We start from the raw sequence: 16,710 nt of genomic DNA, 5'->3' as shown, positions 1-16,710 counted from the left end.
CGTCTTTTGACCCTGGTAGCTGACTGCTTCGCGAGGCAGAATCCTCCGCCGTGCGCCCGTTCGGGGACCTTGGGCGCGAATCGGAGGAATTACACGCATGAGGCTTTCAACCCGGCTCGTGGTGTTCGCCGCGGCCGCGCTGGCGACGACGGCGGTGACCACCGCACCCGCGTCCGCGGGCCAGCGCCCGGACCCCACCACCGACGTCCGGATCATCGGGTTCAACGACCTGCACGGCAACCTCGAGCCGCCGTCCGGCTCCAGCGGGCGCGTCGTGCAGTCGGACGGGACCACAGTGGACGCCGGCGGCGCCGCTTACCTGGCCACGCACGTGAAGCAGCTGCGCTCGCAGGTGCGCAACTCGTTCGTCGTGTCCGCCGGTGACAACATCGGCGCGTCGCCGCTGACCTCGGCGCTGTTCCACGACGAGCCGACGATCGACTTCCTGAACATGCTGGGCGTGAACGCGTCCGTCGTCGGGAACCACGAGTTCGACGAGGGTTACAAGGAGCTGCAGCGCATGCAGTTCGGCGGGTGCCACCCCACCGACGGCTGCCAGTTCCAGAAGACCTTCGACGGTGCGAAGTTCCCGTTCCTCGGGTCCAATGTGTACTTCACCAACGGCCTGCCCGCGCTGTTGCCCTTCACCGTCAAGTTCGAGGGCGGCGTGCCGATCGGCGTCATCGGCGCCACGCTGAAGGACCTGCCCTCCGTCGTCACGCCGGAGGCGATCAAGGGCCTGAAGTTCGGTGACGAGGTCGAGGCGATCAACCGCACCGCGGACCTGCTCGACTACTTCGGCGTCAAGGCCCAGGTCGTGCTGATGCACCAGGGCGACGGCACCGAGGTCGAAGGCCCGAACGACTGCAAGCTGCGCCCGGGCCCGGCCGCCGCGATCGCGGCCGCGGTGACCCCGAAGGTCGACGCGTTCTTCACCGGGCACAGCCACCAGCAGTACAACTGCGTGATCAACGACCCGGCGGGCCAGCCGCGGCCGGTCATCCAGGGCTCGTCGTTCGGCCGGCTGCTTTCCGTGATGGACCTCAAGATCAGCCTGAAGACGCGGGACGTCGTGCGGTCGCAGACCAAGGCGTTCAACGAGATCGTCACGCGGACCGTCACGCCGGACCCGGCCGTGGCCGCGCTGGTCGCCGACGCCAAGGCGAAGTCCGGCCCGATCGCGAACAAGCAGGTCGGCACCATCACCGCGGACCTGCCCGCGGCGGGCAACGCGGCCGGCGAGTCACCGCTCGGCGACGTCATCGCCGACGCGCAGCTCGCGGGCACGCAGTCGAACAACCCGGTCGTCGCGATCACCAACCCGGGCGGCATCCGCGCCGACCTGACGTACAAGTCGTCGCCGAACGGCGAGGGCGACGGCGTGGTGACCTACGGCGAGGCGTTCACCGTCCAGCCGTTCTCGAACATCATGCAGACGATCACGCTGACCGGCGCGAACCTGAAGAACGTGCTGGAACAGCAGTGGACCGCGAGCGGCACGAAGATCCTCCAGATCTCGAGCTCGCTGCACTACTCGTACTCGGCGAGCGCGCCGATCGGCTCGCGGGTCTCGGCCATCACGGTCAACGGCACGCCGGTCGACCCGGCGGCGACCTACCGCGTGTCGGTGAACAACTTCCTCGCCGCCGGCGGGGACGGCTTCACCGAGTTCACCAAGGGCACGGACCTGGCGGGCGGACCGGTGGACCTGGACGCGCTGATCGCGTACCTGGGCGCCCACCCGAACCTGGCCCCGCCCGCGGCGGACCGGATCACCCGGCTGCCGTAGCTCCCGTTTTTGCAAGACAGCGGGTCGACAATGAACCCATGACGACCTGGGAAGACGTCGTACGCCTGGCCTCGGGACTCCCCGAGGCCGAGGCGTCGACCTGGTACCGCACGCCCGCGCTGAAGGTGGCGGGCAAGGGGTTCGCGCGGCTGCGCACCGAGGCCGAAGGCGGCCTGGTCGTGCTGTGCGGGCTCGACGAGAAGGCCGCGTTGCTGGACTCCGGCGACGCGGCCTTCTTCACGACGCCGCACTACGACGGCCACGGCTCGATCATCGTCGACCTCGAGCGCGTCGACGTCGATCAGCTGCGTGAGCTGCTGGAAGAAGCGTGGCGGCGGAAGGCGCCGCGCCGGCTGCTCAGGTGAGCTCCCCGCGCAGCATGCTCATCAGGATCATGTCGTGGCGCTCGCCGTTCTCGCCGACGAAGGACTCGCGGTGCCGGCCCTCTTCGACGAACCCGATCTTCCGGTAGACGTGCCGGGCGACCTCGTTCTCGGCGACGACCCAGAGCGTGATCTGGTGCAGGCGCATGTTGTTGAAGCCGTAGCGGCACATCAGGCGCAGCGCCTCGGTGCCGTAGCCGCCGCCCTGGCGGTATTCGGCGTCGCCGATGTAGACGTCCAGCTCGGCTTCCCCGACCTCGGGTTCGGCGTCGCGCAGGTCGATGACTCCGATGAGCTTGCGCTCGGCCTTGGCCTCGATGCCGAGGACGACCTTCTCGTACGTGTTGACGGCGCGTTCTTCGCAGCGTTTGCGCACCTGCGCCAGCGAGAGCGGGTGGTCGTTGGTCATCCACCGGCAGACCTCGGGATCGCCGAGCCACGGGTGGATGCGGTCGGCGTCCTCCGGTTCGAGCGCGCGCAGCCGGACGAGCTCCCCCTCGAGCATTTCTCCCCCCTAGTCCCGCTTCAGCAGCAGGAAGTCGTGGACGTTCAGCAGGCCGAGGATCTGCCGGATCGGTACCGGCATGGCCTTCCGCGACTCATCATGCACGAGCTCGGGCGAGTGCACGCGGTAGTTTTTCCGCTGCGTGATGAGGGTGCAGCTCTCCGCGGCCAGCACGTTCTTGACCCAGTCGGTGTCCGGACCGTAGGTGAGTGCGACGACGAAGCCGTCGTCGCTGCGGAAGACGTTCAGCGGCGTGCGGTACTCCTTGCCGGATTTTCGTCCTTTGTGGACGAGCAGGCCGAAACCCGGCGCCCGGTTCACGAAGTACTTGTTGATCCGATTCGTCACCACGCGGTTGAAGCGCGCGAGACCCTTGGGCAGCACCATGACCGGCATAATATCAACGCGTGATGAATTTATCGAGCGCTGACCCCGGCTTCGGTCGCCGGATCGCCCGATGGTGGGATATGGCGCATGTCGACCGAATGGCCGCTGCGCCAGGACCCGGAAGGGCCGGTCATCATCGCGCTGGCCCTGGTGAACGACCCGGACGCGCTGGGCTTCGTCGTGCTGGACGACGAGGACGACTGGTTCATCAGCGACGGCACCGAGCTGTCCGACGACGTGCTGGTCAACCGCGAGAGCTTCCGGAAGATGTCGCTGCGCGAAGCCGTCGAGCTGCTGCCGCAGCTGACCGCTCTCGCCGGTATGCCGACGGGCATGGCCGCCGATTGGGACCCCGAGCGCCGCACGTGGCTGCTGTCGTCGGTGACGGGTTCCGACGACGAGGACGAGGACGTCCGCCTGCTGACCCAGCGCCGCGCGGCCTGGAAGTTCGAAGGCTCGCCGGACGACGAGGCCCAGATCAGCACCGGCCTGACGGAGATCCCGACCGGCCCTGACGCCCCGGTCCGCGCGGTCCGCCAGGTCGTCCGCGAGCAGGACGGCACGTGGCTGTTCGTCGGCTTCGAGGTCCCCGAGGCGGAGGACTTCGAGGTCGAAGGGCTGGAGCTGGAGCACGTCGCGGGCCTGTACCCGGACGTCCGCACGGTGCTGAAGGCCGCACCCGGCCAGGTGTACGACCGCGCGACCCCGGGCAGCGACTGGGAGCTCGTCGAGGGCTGAGAAAAAGTGCGGCGCGGTTGTCCTGAGGACGTCCGCGCCGTTCGTCCTTACAGTGAGAACCGGCGATCGGCGCCGGTTGAGGACCTGTGAGGAGCAGCCATGCCCCAGTACGCCGCCATCATCTACGCCTCCGACGTCGACCCGTCGCTGCCCGAGGCCGCCGACATGATGAAGGACTACAACGAGTTCCACGACGGCGCCCAGGCCGTCATCCGCGGCGGTGCGGCGCTGTACCCGACGGCGACCGCCACGACGGTCCGCGTCACCGGTGGCAAGGGCGGCGACCTCGTCACCAGCGACGGCCCGTACGCCGAGACGAAGGAAGCCCTGACCGGCTTCTACCTCCTCGAGTGCGCCGACCTCGACGAAGCCGTCAAGGTCGCGTCGCGTATCCCGGGCGCCTGGGACGGCGCGATCGAGGTCCGTCCGGTCGTCGACTTCGGCAAGTGACCGGCGCCGGGGACGCGGTCGCGCGGCTGGTCCGGGACGAGGGCACCCGGGTACTGGCCACGCTGGTCCGCGTCACCGGCAGCGTCGACCTGGCCGAGGACGCGGTCCAGGACGCCGTCGTGCGCGCGCTGGAGACGTGGCCGCGCGACGGCGTCCCGGACAATCCGCGCGGCTGGCTCCTGGTGGCGGCCCGCCGCCGCGCGGTCGACGTCGTCCGCCGCGAAGCGAAGCGGCTCGGGAAGGAGGCGGTCGCGATGCCGGCCGTCGACCCGTCGCCGGACCCGGTTTCCGTGCGCGACGACCTGCTGCGGCTCGTCTTCACGTGCTGCCACCCGGCGTTGTCGCTGGATACGCAGGTCGCTTTGGCGCTCCGGACACTGGGCGGTTTGTCGACGCCGGAGGTGGCCCGTGCCTTGCTGGTCCCCGAGGCGACGATGGCGAAGCGTCTGACACGGGCGAAGCAGAAGATCGCCCAGGCGCGCATTCCTTATCGGGTGCCGCCCGCCGAAGAGCTGCCTTCGCGGTTGGCCGGCGTCGCGTCGACGGTGTACCTGATCTTCAACGAGGGCTACACGGGCCGGGAGTCGCTGCTGGCCGAAGGAGTGCGGTTGGCCCGGTTGCTGGTGTCGCTGATGCCGGACGAGCCGACGGCGCTGGGGTTGCTGGCGTTGGTGCTGCTGCAGGACGCCCGCCGCGCGGCCCGGTTCTCCGACGGCGTGCCGGTGCTGCTGGCCGACCAGGACCGCTCGGCGTGGGACTTCGCGCTGATCAAAGAGGGCGTCGAGCTGGTGGGGACGGGGTTGCGCCGGACGCCGTCGACGCCGAACGCGTACGTGGTCCAAGCGGCGATCGCGGCCTGCCACGACCTGGCACCGTCGTACGCGGAGACGAACTGGGACGCGGTGATTTCCTGGTACGACGTGTTGTTGTCGATCCAGGACACGCCGGTGGTGCGCCTGAACCGCGCAGCCGCGGTGGCCGAACGGGACGGTCCTGCGGCGGGGTTGGCGCTGGTGGACGCGTTGCCGGGGCTGGCCGACTACCCGTGGTGGCACGCGTCGCGCGCGGAGTTGCTGCACCGCTTGGGTTCCCCAACCGCTGCCGAGGCTTTGGAGCGGGCGGTGGAGACGGGCCTCCCGGCCGCCCACGCGGCCCACCTGCGCCGCCGGTTGAGTCCACAATAGACGGGCAGGTTGGTGGGTGTTTTCCTTACCGGCCGGTGAAAAACCGGGGTCTTGACCGTGGTCCGGACGGGCGCGTTCGATGGACGGACGTCCTACCCCCGAGGAGGCCACCCATGGCCGAACACCAGAACGCCACTCTCATCCGCCGGGGCTACGAGGCTTTTTCCGCGGGCGATGTCGCCACGCTGTCGGAACTCCTCGCCCCGGACGCCGTGCAGCACATGCCCGGCCACAACATGTTCTCCGGCGACCACAAAGGCCGCGACGCGATCCTCGCGATGTACGGGCAGCTCGCCGAACGAAGCGGCGGAACGCTGAAGGTGGAGCTGGAAGAGGTCTACGCGAACGACGAGGAAGTCGTGACGGTCTACCACTCGACCGGCACGCGCGACGGGAAACAACTGGACACCCGCCACGCGCTGGTCTTCCGCATGCGCGACGGCAAGGCCGCGGAACTGACGGACGTTTCGAGCGACGAAGCCGCCGACGACAATTTCTGGGCCTGAAACAATGCGAAAAGCCCCGGGCTTCGCGCCCGGGGCTTTTCGTTGAGAGCGGATGACGGGAATCGAACCCGCGTATTCAGCTTGGGAAGCTGATGTTCTACCATTGAACTACATCCGCAGTGCGTCGTCAGCATACACGGCGCCGTGATACCCATGTCCAGACCCCTCCCTCCTTGACTCCTCCGCTTCAAGTGACAACACTTGTTGTCGACCTCGGAGGTGAGCGCCATGGATGAGCCCGAGCTGTTCCGGGAAGGTGGGTTCCGGCTGGCCCAGCGGCTGTTCATCGACGGGGACATCCGGGGTGACGAGCGGCAGGTCGCCCGGATCCGGGAGTTCGCGCAGGTCCAGGACCAGCGCGCCGACGACGTCGTCGCCTGGATGGCGCGGCAGCCCAAAGGGGAAGGGCGGCGGCTCTTCGAAGAGGCGCTGAAGAACGGCGCCGCCGCCGATGGGCCGCTCAAGGACTTCTTCGACGAGGTCAACGCCAAGCCCTATTGGGTCTATGACGAACGGCTCGAGCGCGGTGCGCGGGCGATCACCCGGGCCGGGCTGCTCGGGCTCTTCCCGCTCGGTGACATGTCGCTGATGGGCGGCTACCTCGCGTCCCGCGCAACGAAAGCCCTGGTCGGGACCGGGGAGATCGAATACAAGGCCACGCGGCGGCTCGTCGAGACCGCCACCTGGTGGATCGACGTCACCACCCCCGGTGCCCTCAAGCACGGCGAAAAGGGCTACGCCTCCGCCCTGCGGATCCGGCTCGTGCACGCCCACGTGCGCGCCGCCATGAACCGGCGGGACGACTGGGACTACGAGGCCTGGGACCGGCCCGTCAACCAGGTTCAGACCGCCGGCACCCTCCTGCTCTTCTCCCTCGTCTACGTCTTCGGCACGCAGCTGCTCGGCCTGCGCTACTCCGCCCGCGAGCGCGGCGACATCCTGCACCTCTGGCGGTACATCGGCTGGCTCATGGGCGTCGACGACGAGCTGCTCCCCACCTCCGAAGAGGACGCCTGGCGCCTGCTCTGGCTGCTCGCCGCCACCGAGTTCATCCCGGACGACGACTCGAAGCGGCTCGCCAAGGCGCTGATCGAGGCCAACGCCGCCGTCGGTGAGGGGCGCGGCGCCGTTGGGAAAGTGCTGTCGCACGTCTCCGTCGCCGTGCACTCGTCGATCAGCAGGCTCGTGCTCGGGAAGACCAACGCCGACTTCCTCGGGCTGCCGAACGACCCCGTCGCGCAGGCCGCGATCGTCGCCGTCGCCGGGGTCAACTTCGCCGCCGAGACCGTGCGGCGGCTCATCCCCGGGGCCACCGCGCTGCAGGAGCGGATCGGCGAGGCCGGGCGCCGCGGGTACGTGAAGCGGCTCGAGAAGATCTTCGCGCCCGACACGTCCTACGGGCAGCACATGCGGGTCGCCTGACTCCACCGGATAGGCTTCGGCCGTGCTGCTCAGTGACCGTGACCTCCGCAAAGAGCTCGACGCCGGCCGGCTCGGCATCGACCCCTTCGATGCCGGCATGGTCCAGCCGTCGAGCATCGACGTCCGGCTCGACCGGTTCTTCCGCGTCTTCGACAACAGCAAGTACACCCACATCGACCCGCAGCTGCAGCAGGACGAGCTGACCTCGCTCGTCGAGAAGGAGGGCGACGAGCCCTTCGTGCTGCACCCGGGCGAGTTCGTCCTCGGCTCGACGTTCGAGCTCGTCACCCTGGCCGACGACCTCGCCGGCCGCCTCGAGGGCAAGTCGTCGCTCGGCCGCCTCGGGCTGCTCACGCACTCGACCGCCGGCTTCATCGACCCGGGCTTCTCCGGGCACATCACGCTCGAGCTGTCGAACGTCGCCAACCTGCCGATCACGCTCTGGCCGGGCATGAAGATCGGCCAGCTGTGCATCTTCCGGCTCTCCAGCTCGGCCGAGTTCCCGTACGGCTCGACCGAAGCCGGGTCCCGCTACCAGGGGCAGCGCGGCCCGACCCCGAGCCGGGCGTACAAGAACTTCCACCGCGTCGACACCTGGCGCTAAGCGGCGATCTTCTCGTTCCAGTCGATGTGGTGGCTCCACATGAACTCGTTCGGGTCCTCGTCGAACGGCTTCGAGAACGCCCGCTTGATGAAGAAGTCGCGGACGACGCGCCCGACCGGCCCGATCACCTTCTGCTCGCCGTTGCGCTTCCCGGCCGCGACCACGGCCTCGACGCGCTCGCGCCGCAGGCCTTCGTACGTGCGCAGCGCCTGCTCGACGTCCGGCACGTCACGCAGGCATTTGCCCAGCGTGACGGCGTCTTCGATGGCCATCGAGGCGCCCTGGCCGGCCGCCGGTGACGTCGCGTGCGCCGCGTCGCCGATGATCACCATGCGGCCGCGGTGCCAGACCGGGACCGTCGGGAAGTCGAACGTCGGCCACGCCGGGTAGATCTCGCGGGTCGCGCGGATGATCTCCGTCGCCGGCGTCCGGTCGGGCGCCACCAGGTGCAGCAGCTCGGCGCGCAGCTTCTCCCCGGCGAGCGTCGCCAGTTCGGACGCGGTCGGCTCGGACTTGCGCGCCGGGTTCGCGAACCACCAGACGCGGCCGTCCGGGCTGACGACGTGGCAGAAGAACACCCGCTTGCCGAACACCATGTTCAGCACGCCCGGCTCGTCCGGGAGGGAAAGGCCTTCGGCGAACCCGCCGGTGTTGAGCAGCGGCACGTACCGCGGCGCCGGCGCGTCCGGGTCGATGATCGTGCGGACGCGCGAGCGGAGCCCGTCGGCGCCGATCAGCAGGTCGCCGGTTTCCTGCGAGCCGTCCGAGAAGTCGGCTCTGACCTGGCCGGACGTCTGGCTCGCGCCGATCAGGCGTTTGCCGTACTCGGCGTGGATCCCGCGCCGGGCGGCCTCGTCGCGCAGGGCGACGTAGAGGTCGGAGCGCAGGACGGTCTGGCTCACCGTGCCGTCCGGCAGCGCGCCGCCCAGGCGGAATTCGGCCAGCCGGGTGCCGTTGCCGAGCCCGATCGACATGCGGGGCGAGTCGAAGCCCGCGCCCTTGACGACGTCCTTGAGACCCAGCGGCAGCAGCGCGTCCAGGCCGTTCACCGCCAGCGTGAGGAACGCGCCGACGCCCTCGGCGCCCCGGTCGTACGCCTCGAACAACACCGGTTCGTGCCCGGCTTCGTGCAGGGCGATGGCCGTGATCGTGCCCGCGATGCCTCCCCCGATGATCAGTGCCTTGCTCATCTCGTTCGCCCCCTCGAATCTCTTAGAAACTAATTCGTTCTATCGAACTAAAGAGTGGGCTAAGCTGGCGGCCGTGTCAAGTGAGCGAGCGCAGCTGGTCGAAGACGTCCTGTTCAAGTCGCGGGAGCTGTCGACCGAGACGGTCATGTTCCACACCGCGATCGCCGAGACGCGTGGGCTGTCCGCGGTCGACACCAAGGTCCTGGACTACCTCGCGCGGTTCGGACCGCAGACGCCGAAGGACCTGGCGCGGCTGTCCGGCCTGGCGCCGGCATCGGTGACGGCGATGATCGACCGGCTGGAGCGCAAGGGCATCGTCGGCCGCCGCCCGCACCCGGACGACCGCCGCCGGGTCTTCATCGAGCTGGACCAGCAGGCCATCGCGAGCGGCGTGCACCTGTGGGACCACCTGGTCAAGCGCATGTACGAGCTGTGCGACCGCTACACCGACGACGAGCTCCGCACGGTGATCGGGTTCGTCGAGGCGGCCACGGAGATCACCCACGAGTCGACGGCGAAGCTGACCGGCGCCACGGACGGGTGAGAACCGGCGCGTAAACCCCTCTTTCGTGCCAGGCTCCGAAAGGTCGTCCCGGCCCCCGGAGGTAGCGAGGAATGCGGTTGCCGAATAGGCCGCTTCGCTTGGTTCTCGTTCTGGCAATGATCATTTCGGTTTCCGCGCTCACGCCGTCGGCCGGTGCGGCGGGCGCCCCGCCGTTCGCGGTGGGCTACGACGACGTCGTCTACGGCGACTTCCTGTACGCGGGCAACGGCGTCCTCCGCTGCCCGCTCGCCGCCGACCACGCGCCGACGGCGGGCGCGGTCGACACGCCCGCGGCGTGCGCGAACACCGCGGACCGCAAGGACACCCTGGTCAACGACGACTTCTTCATGCAGTGGGCGGACGTCGACGCCGACCCGGGCACGTTCGACTCGGCGAGCGCGTCCGTCCGCATCCCGCCCGGCGCGCGAATCGTCTTCGCGCGGCTGAACTGGGCGGGCAACACCACCGGCACGACGTGCGGCTTCCGTGAGGGCGTTCCCGCGATCCCGCCGCCCGGCAACCCCGCCACGCAGAACGTCCGGCTTTCGGTGGGCAGCGCGAAACCCGCCGACGTCGCACCTTCGGCGTTCGCCGAAGACGGTCCGTACTACTCCGCGCACGCCGACGTGACCAGCCGGTTCGCGGGCGTGCCGACCGGTGCCCCGCTCGACGTCACCGTCGGCAACGTCTGGGCCCCCAAGGGTTTCGACTGCGTCGGCGGCTGGTCGATCGCCCTGGTCTACGCGTACCCGGAACGCAATCCGGACTTCGCGCCGAACAAGCGCAAGGTCGTCGTCCACGACGGGCACGTCCGCCAGACCGCCGACGCCCCCACCGAAACGACGATCACCGGCTTCCGCGCCGCGGCCGCCGACGCGCACATCGGCGTCACCGCCTACGACGGCGACTGGGGTGGCTCCGGCGACCAGTTCCTGGTCGACGGCACCCCGGCCGCCGAGCCCGCGACCGGCGGAACGTCGAACTTCTTCATCTCCAATGCGGACAACGCCGCCGCACCGGGCGTGAAGAACAACCTCAGCGTGGACGCCAAGTCGTTCGACATCGACACCATCGCCGCCGGCGCGACGAGCGCGAAGCTCGCTTTCGTCACCAGCGGCGACACCTACCTCGCGCAGAACCTGGCCTTTTCCGTGCCGGTGCCCGAACTCCACGTCGCCGTTCGCCCGGCCCGGCCGAAGGCGCACGCCGGCGAGCCGGTGACGTTCGCCGTCGCCGTGACCAACCCGGGCAGCGTCCCGGCGAACGGCGTGCAGGCCGCCGACGCGGTCGTTCCCGCCTGCACCAAGGCGCTCGGCACGCTGGCCCCGCACCAGACCGTCACCTACGACTGCACCGGCCCGGCCCCGGCCGACGACTTCGCGAACACCGTGAAGGCCACCGGCACGAGCACCCTCGGCGACGCGCTCGACGGCGCCGCGACCGCGTCCGTCGACGTCGTGCACCCGGCTTTGGGCGTGACGAAGACAGCCGACAAGCCCGCCTACCGCACCGGTGACACCGCGACCTTCACGATCAAGGTCACGAACACCGGCGACACCGGGCTTTCCGGCCTGCGGGTCACCGACCCGAAGGCGCCGGCGTGCACCCTCGCCGGGACGCTCGCCCCCGGCGAAAGCCGCACGACGACGTGCACCGCCAAGGCCCCGATCGCCGACGGGGTCAACACCGCGAGCGCGGCCGCCACCGACGAGCTCGGCAAGCAGGTCACGGCCACCGCGGACGCACCCGCGCCGACGATCGCGCCCGCCGTCGAGGTCACCAAGACCGCGGACCCGCCGGTGATCCACGCGGGCGACGCCGTGACGTTCACCGTCGCGGTCAAGAACACCGGCGACAGCCCGCTCGCGCCGGTGCGGGTCACCGACGACACGACGACGTCGTGCTCGCGCACGTTCGACGGCCTGGCCCCGGGCGCGACGCAGACGTACACGTGCACGGCGAACCCGTCCACGACGAAGACGTCGCACGCCACCGCCACCGGCACCGACCTGTCGGGACAGCCGGTGACCGCCACCGCCTCGGCGACCGTCACGGTGATCACGCCGGCTTTGACGCTCACGCAGGACGCGTCACCGGGCGTCGTGCGCGCCGGCGACCCGGTCACGTTCACGATCACGGTCGCCAACGCCGGCGACGTGCCGCTGACCGACGTCGCCGTCACCGACGACCGCGCCCCGGCCTGCGCCAAGGCGATCGGCGCGCTGCCGCCGCAGGGCAGGCAGACGTACACCTGTACCGCGCCGGCCCCAGCGGACGACTTCACCAGCACGGCGGCCGCGTCGGGGAAGGACCAGCTCGGCCGCACGGTGAAGGTCACCGACGACGCCGCCGTCGACGTGATCCACCCGGCGGTGGCGCTCGCCGCGCAGGCCGCACCCGCGGCCGTCCGCGAAGGCGACACGGTCACGTGGACGATCACCGCGTCGAACACCGGCGACGTGCCGCTGACCGGCGTGACGGTCACGGACGACCAGGTCACGGGGTGCACGAAGCCGCTCGGAACGCTGTCACCGCAGGGCAAGCAGACGTACACGTGCACAACGCGCGCGGGCGCCACCGGCCTCACGAACAAGCCGACGGTGACCGGTACCGACCCGACCGCCCGTCCGGTGACGGCGAGCGCGGAAGCCGCGTTCGCGGTGCAGCACCCGGCCGTGGCGATCACCGCGCAGGTGACGGGCGGGCCGTTCCGCGAAGGCGACGCGGTGCCGCTGCGCGTCTCGGTGCGCAACGCGGGCGACGTGTCCCTGACCGGCTTGCGAGTCACGGACTCGCCGGCACCGGCCCCGGTCGCCCCGCGAGCCACCGGACCGCAGGCGCGAGCCACCGGGTGCGCCCAGGTCCTCGACGGCGCCCTCGAGCCCGGCGCCACCAAGACCTACAGCTGCACCCTCACGGCTCCGGCCGACGACGTCACCGCCAAGGTCCGGATCACCGCCACCGCACCGGTCGGCCCGCCGGTCACGGCGGAAGGCACCGCCGCGCTCGACGTGATCCACCCGGCCGTCGCGATCACCCGGTCCGCCGACCCGAAGACCGTGCGCCCCGGCGACACCGTCACCTCGGCGATCACCGTCGCCAACACCGGCGACAGCGTGCTGCACGACGTCTCCGTGGCCGACCCCGGCGCACCGGCATGCGCCAAATCCCTGGGTTCTCTCGAACCGCGAGCCACGCAGAACTACAGCTGCACGCAAACCGCCGGCGAAGCCGACTTCACCGCCACCGCCCAAGTCACCGGTACCGACGCCACGAACCGTCCCGTGACCGCCACCGCCGGGGAACCGGTCCGTGTCATCCACCCGGCGATCACCATCACGAACGACGCGACGCCCGCGCAGGTACGGCAAGGCGACACCGTCACGTTCACCCTCGTCGTCACGAACACCGGCGACGTCCCCCTGACCGGGGTGTCCATTGCGGACAGTCGCATTCCGGCGTGCGCTCAGACCATCGGCACCCTCCTTCCCGGCGCTTCTCAGCACCACTCCTGCACGGTAGACGCCGGCACCGACAATTTCGTGAGCTCCGCCACCGCGAAAGGCACCGATCCGACGAACCGCCAGGTCAGCGCCACCGACGACGCGGCCTACAGCGTCGTCCACCCCGGGCTGAGCGTCACGCAGGAGGTCCACGGCGGCCCCTTCCGCCCCGGCGACACCGTGACCAGCACGATCACCGTCGCGAACACCGGCGACGTCGCCCTGACCGACGTCAAGGCCGATCCGTGCGCGAAGGCCTTCGACCGCCTCGAAGCCAAGCAGGAGAAGAAGTACGACTGCGTCACGACCGCACCGCAGGACGACGTCGTCAGCACCGCGAAGGCCACGGCCGCCGCCCCGATCGGCCCGCCCGTCGCCGCCGAGGACAGCGACGAGCTGGACGTCATCCACCCGGCCGTGAAGATCACCGAGGACGCGAAGCCCGGCACGGTCCGCGAAGGCGACGACGTCACCTTCACGATCACCGTCACGAACGCCGGTGACGTCCCGCTGACCAGCGTGTCCGCGACGGGCAAGGAGCCGTGCGCGAAGGAAATCGGCCCTTTGGCGGCCGGGGAAAAGCGGGTCTACACCTGCACCCGAAAAGCGCAGGCCGACGACTTCACGGATACCGTCGGAGTAACCGGAATGGACCCGGGCAATCGCTCCGTGCAATCGACGGCGGAAGCGAAAGTCGACGTCGTCCATCCGGAGATCGCGTTGATGAAGGACGCGACGCCGTACGAAGTCCGCGAAGGCGCGACGGTCACGTTCTCGATCCTGGTCAAGAACACCGGCGACGTCCCGCTCACCGCCGTGTCCGTCGTGGACGACCACACGACGTCGTGCGCGCATACCGTGGGGAACCTGGCCGTGGACGCCGAAATCACCTACACGTGCACGACGATCGCGGGGAAAACCGGCTTCACCGGCAGGGCGACCGTCACCGGCCAGGACCCCACGGGCCGCCCCGTCCAGGCGGCCGGCGAGGCCACCTTCGTCGTGCGAAGCGGCTGAACGGAGTAACGCCTGAGCGTCCGATTGCCGCGGAATTCGGGTCGGTCGTCGAATGCCCCGACCGGGAATGTGACCAATGCGTTCGTAGGGTTCTCGCTGTAATCGTTCCGTGATACGTTCTCGCGCCGTGTCCCCCATTGGTGAACGTGCTCGCGTGGTGATGGTGTCACTCAGTGTGCTGCTCGGCGTCTTTTCCGCCGCGACAGGCACCTGGATGGCGACCGCCGAAGGAAACACCGCCGAGCTCGGCGCCGCGGCGCTGGTACTGCCCGACGCGCCGGCCGGCGCCGGCAGCGGCAGCGGAACCGAGCTCGCGGGCGGCAAGGCCCCGGCCCCGAAGCAGGCCACGACCGAAGCGCCCGCGCCGACGACGGCGTCCAGCGAAGCTCCGGCGCCCACCACGTCCGAAGCGCCGCCGCCGCCCACCACGTCCGAAGCGGCCCCGCCGCCGACCACCAAGGCCGCCGCCCGCGTCGCGCCGTCGACCGCCGCGCAGGTCATCTCGCTGGTCAACGACGAGCGCGCGCAGGCGGGCTGCAAGCCGCTGACCGAGGAGTCGCACCTCACCACGGCCGCCCAGGACTACAGCGACGACATGTCGGCCCGGAACTTCTTCTCCCACACCAACCCCGAGGGCGTGACGTTCGACCAGCGCATCAAGAACGCCGGCTACTCGAAGCCGGGCGCGGAGAACATCGCGAAGGGGCAGACGTCCCCGGCGCAGGTCATGGACGCGTGGATGAACTCCGAGGGCCACCGCGCGAACATCCTGAACTGCTCGCTGACCAAGATCGGCGTCGGGTTCACCAAGGCGGGCAACTACTGGGTCCAGGACTTCGGGTACTGAAAGCTACTGGTTCGGGGCGTTCCACCGCTCCGCGATGTCGCCGTAGCGTGCCAGCACGGTCGCGCGCAGTTCCGGATCCGTCCGCGGCACCGGTTCGATGAACACCTCGGTGACGTCGTTGAACGACCCGGTCAGCTCGCCCGCGAGCCGGACGCACGCGCGTTCGAGGTCGCCGGCGCTGAGGGAGTCGTCGAAGTCGACGCGGGTGCAGACGAGGACCTGGTCGGTGCCCATCAGCATGGTCTGCAGGTCGACGACGGCCTCGATCTCCGGCGCCGACGAGAGGTGGTCGCGGACGCCGCGGACGATCTCCGGGTTGGCCTGGCGCCCGATGAGCAGGCCGCGGTTCGTCCTCCCGAGCAGGTAGGCGACGAAGGCGAGCAGCACGCCGATGACGATCGACGCGACACCGTCCCACACCTCCGAGCCGGTGAGCTGGTGCAGCCCGATGCCGGCGAACGCCACCACCAGGCCGATCAGGGCGGCGGAGTCCTCGAACAGGACGGTCTTCGGCGCCGGATCGTCGATCAGCCGCAGGTACGCCCAGAACGACCGGTTCTCGGCCTTCGAGTCCCGGCGGGTCTGGCGCACCGCCTGCACCCACGACGTGCCTTCGAGCAGGAAGGCCCCGGCCAGCACGAGGTAGCTCAGGATCGACGTGCTCTGCGCCTCGCCGTGCCCAAAGAGCGTCGAGACGCCTTCGTAGAGCGCGAACATCGAGCCCGACGCGAAGATCGACACGGCGGCCAGCAGCGACCAGAAGTAGCGCTCCTTGCCGTAGCCGAAGGGGTGCACGCGGTCGGCGGGCCGGTCGGACCGTTTCAACGCCGTCAGCAGCAGGACTTCGGTGAACGTGTCGGCCACCGAGTGCGCCGCTTCGGAGAGCATCGCGCCGGAGCCGGTGATGATGCCCGCGATCAGCTTCATGACGGCGATCGCCAGGTTCACGCCGCCGGCCAGCAGGACGGTCAGCGTGCTTTCGCCACCGGAGTTCCCGTTTTCCTCGGTCACCCTGGTGAGCGTAATGGTCAGAGGCGGCGCAGGCCGTGCAGCACGCGTTCCATGAGCGCCACCGCGGGCCGGCCTTCGGTGTTCACGCGCGTGTCGTGGATGGTGATCAGGCCCTGCTCGGCCATGTCGTCGAGCAGCACGCGGGCGACGCCGAGCGGCACGCTGAGCCGCGCCGCGACCTCGGCGACCGAGCGCGGGTGCAGGCACAGCGAGCGCACCGAGCGGAACTCGCCGGTCAGCTTGGCGCCGCTCCAGGGCGCGCCGGCCCGGGTCGAGACGAGGGCTTCGATCGCCAGGTGCCGCCGCGACTGCGTGCGGCCGCGCGTCAGGACGTACGGGCGGACGAGCGTCCGCTGCGTGGGAAGCCGGCCGGAGGGCTCCATGCGGTACTCGTCGGCGGGCGGGATATCGCGGAGGGCGTGCCGGCCGGTGGTTTCCCCGAACCCGGTTCCCGTGGTCCGCAGGTCCTCGCCCATCCGCGCTGCCCCCTGATTCCGTGATCGTCGAAGTGGCCTCGCAGGCAGCGGCGGCGGCGAGGAAAGCCCAGCTTACGCCGGGTGGAGGGGCTTTTGGCCAAGGTTTGTTTCCGCCCTGATGGGCCATTGCGGTGAATATTATGAACGTTATTCG

The 16,710-nt window shown here is 69.9% G+C and carries 16 protein-coding genes and 1 tRNA gene; 11 read left to right on the top strand and 6 right to left on the bottom strand.

Annotated elements, in window-relative coordinates:
• The first annotated feature begins 97 nt into the window (after positions 1-97).
• Together AB0J40_RS05850 and AB0J40_RS05845 are read left to right on the top strand one after the other, a co-directional pair.
• A complete protein-coding gene (locus AB0J40_RS05850) occupies positions 98-1,789 on the top strand; it encodes a bifunctional metallophosphatase/5'-nucleotidase (RefSeq protein ID WP_364448167.1) in 1,692 nt (563 codons plus the stop codon).
• Between the two features lie 38 nt (positions 1,790-1,827).
• Positions 1,828-2,154, top strand: a complete 327-nt coding sequence (locus AB0J40_RS05845) for an MmcQ/YjbR family DNA-binding protein (protein ID WP_364448164.1) — start codon at positions 1,828-1,830, stop codon at positions 2,152-2,154.
• Here AB0J40_RS05845 and AB0J40_RS05840 read toward each other — a convergent pair.
• Positions 2,147-2,677 carry a GNAT family protein gene (locus tag AB0J40_RS05840; RefSeq protein ID WP_364448161.1) on the bottom strand — a complete coding sequence of 177 codons (531 nt, stop codon included), beginning with the start codon at positions 2,675-2,677 and terminating at the stop codon, positions 2,147-2,149. The two genes, AB0J40_RS05845 and AB0J40_RS05840, sit on opposite strands and share 8 nt — an antisense overlap.
• A gap of 9 nt (positions 2,678-2,686) precedes the next feature.
• Positions 2,687-3,064 (bottom strand): nitroreductase family deazaflavin-dependent oxidoreductase, encoded by a 378-nt coding sequence (locus tag AB0J40_RS05835; protein ID WP_364448158.1) that lies wholly within the window; start codon positions 3,062-3,064, stop codon positions 2,687-2,689.
• Positions 3,065-3,151: 87 nt separating this feature from the next.
• Between AB0J40_RS05835 and AB0J40_RS05830 the strand changes: the two genes are divergently transcribed.
• The 4 genes from AB0J40_RS05830 (at position 3,152) to AB0J40_RS05815 (ending at position 5,942) form a co-directional block, all read left to right on the top strand.
• Entirely contained in the window at positions 3,152-3,802 is a 651-nt protein-coding gene (locus AB0J40_RS05830; RefSeq protein ID WP_364448155.1) for a hypothetical protein, read from the top strand.
• Positions 3,803-3,901: 99 nt separating this feature from the next.
• Positions 3,902-4,252, top strand: coding sequence for a YciI family protein (locus AB0J40_RS05825; protein WP_364448152.1), 351 nt, complete (start codon positions 3,902-3,904; stop codon positions 4,250-4,252).
• Positions 4,249-5,436 (top strand): DUF6596 domain-containing protein, encoded by a 1,188-nt coding sequence (locus AB0J40_RS05820; RefSeq protein ID WP_364448149.1) that lies wholly within the window; start codon positions 4,249-4,251, stop codon positions 5,434-5,436. The genes AB0J40_RS05825 and AB0J40_RS05820 overlap by 4 nt, the downstream gene beginning before the upstream one ends.
• Positions 5,437-5,549: 113 nt before the next feature.
• Complete coding sequence (locus AB0J40_RS05815) at positions 5,550-5,942, top strand: nuclear transport factor 2 family protein (protein WP_364448146.1); 393 nt, start codon at positions 5,550-5,552, stop codon at positions 5,940-5,942.
• A gap of 47 nt (positions 5,943-5,989) precedes the next feature.
• Here AB0J40_RS05815 and AB0J40_RS05810 read toward each other — a convergent pair.
• Positions 5,990-6,060, bottom strand: a tRNA-Gly gene (locus AB0J40_RS05810).
• Between the two features lie 110 nt (positions 6,061-6,170).
• On the opposite strand from AB0J40_RS05810, the gene AB0J40_RS05805 reads away from it, so the two are divergent.
• Complete coding sequence (locus AB0J40_RS05805) at positions 6,171-7,364, top strand: oxygenase MpaB family protein (protein ID WP_364448144.1); 1,194 nt, start codon at positions 6,171-6,173, stop codon at positions 7,362-7,364.
• A gap of 22 nt (positions 7,365-7,386) precedes the next feature.
• Positions 7,387-7,968 (top strand): dCTP deaminase, encoded by a 582-nt coding sequence (gene dcd / locus AB0J40_RS05800; protein WP_364448141.1) that lies wholly within the window; start codon positions 7,387-7,389, stop codon positions 7,966-7,968.
• Here dcd and AB0J40_RS05795 read toward each other — a convergent pair.
• Positions 7,965-9,158 carry an FAD-dependent monooxygenase gene (locus tag AB0J40_RS05795; RefSeq protein ID WP_364448138.1) on the bottom strand — a complete coding sequence of 398 codons (1,194 nt, stop codon included), beginning with the start codon at positions 9,156-9,158 and terminating at the stop codon, positions 7,965-7,967. The two genes, dcd and AB0J40_RS05795, sit on opposite strands and share 4 nt — an antisense overlap.
• Positions 9,159-9,231: 73 nt before the next feature.
• Between AB0J40_RS05795 and AB0J40_RS05790 the strand changes: the two genes are divergently transcribed.
• The 3 genes from AB0J40_RS05790 to AB0J40_RS05780 all read left to right on the top strand — a co-directional run bounded on the left by AB0J40_RS05790 (position 9,232) and on the right by AB0J40_RS05780 (position 15,069).
• Entirely contained in the window at positions 9,232-9,702 is a 471-nt protein-coding gene (locus AB0J40_RS05790) for a MarR family transcriptional regulator (RefSeq protein ID WP_364448135.1), read from the top strand.
• Positions 9,703-9,818: 116 nt separating this feature from the next.
• Positions 9,819-14,222, top strand: coding sequence for a hypothetical protein (locus AB0J40_RS05785; RefSeq protein WP_364448132.1), 4,404 nt, complete (start codon positions 9,819-9,821; stop codon positions 14,220-14,222).
• A gap of 154 nt (positions 14,223-14,376) precedes the next feature.
• Positions 14,377-15,069, top strand: a complete 693-nt coding sequence (locus tag AB0J40_RS05780; protein WP_364448129.1) for a CAP domain-containing protein — start codon at positions 14,377-14,379, stop codon at positions 15,067-15,069.
• Positions 15,070-15,072: 3 nt separating this feature from the next.
• On the opposite strand, the gene AB0J40_RS05775 is transcribed toward AB0J40_RS05780, so the two are convergent.
• Both AB0J40_RS05775 and AB0J40_RS05770 read right to left on the bottom strand, forming a co-directional pair.
• Positions 15,073-16,080 (bottom strand): cation diffusion facilitator family transporter, encoded by a 1,008-nt coding sequence (locus AB0J40_RS05775; RefSeq protein WP_364448126.1) that lies wholly within the window; start codon positions 16,078-16,080, stop codon positions 15,073-15,075.
• A gap of 17 nt (positions 16,081-16,097) precedes the next feature.
• On the bottom strand, positions 16,098-16,556 hold the full coding sequence (locus AB0J40_RS05770; protein WP_364448123.1) for a DUF742 domain-containing protein: 459 nt from the start codon (positions 16,554-16,556) through the stop codon (positions 16,098-16,100).
• Between the last annotated feature and the right edge of the window lie 154 nt (positions 16,557-16,710).

Origin of the sequence: Amycolatopsis sp. NPDC049691 (assembly GCF_040675005.1) — a bacterium.
Lineage (GTDB): Bacteria > Actinomycetota > Actinomycetes > Mycobacteriales > Pseudonocardiaceae > Amycolatopsis.
The sequence above is the reverse complement of the archived record's forward strand: the minus strand, read 5'-3'. Positions and strand labels throughout refer to the sequence as shown.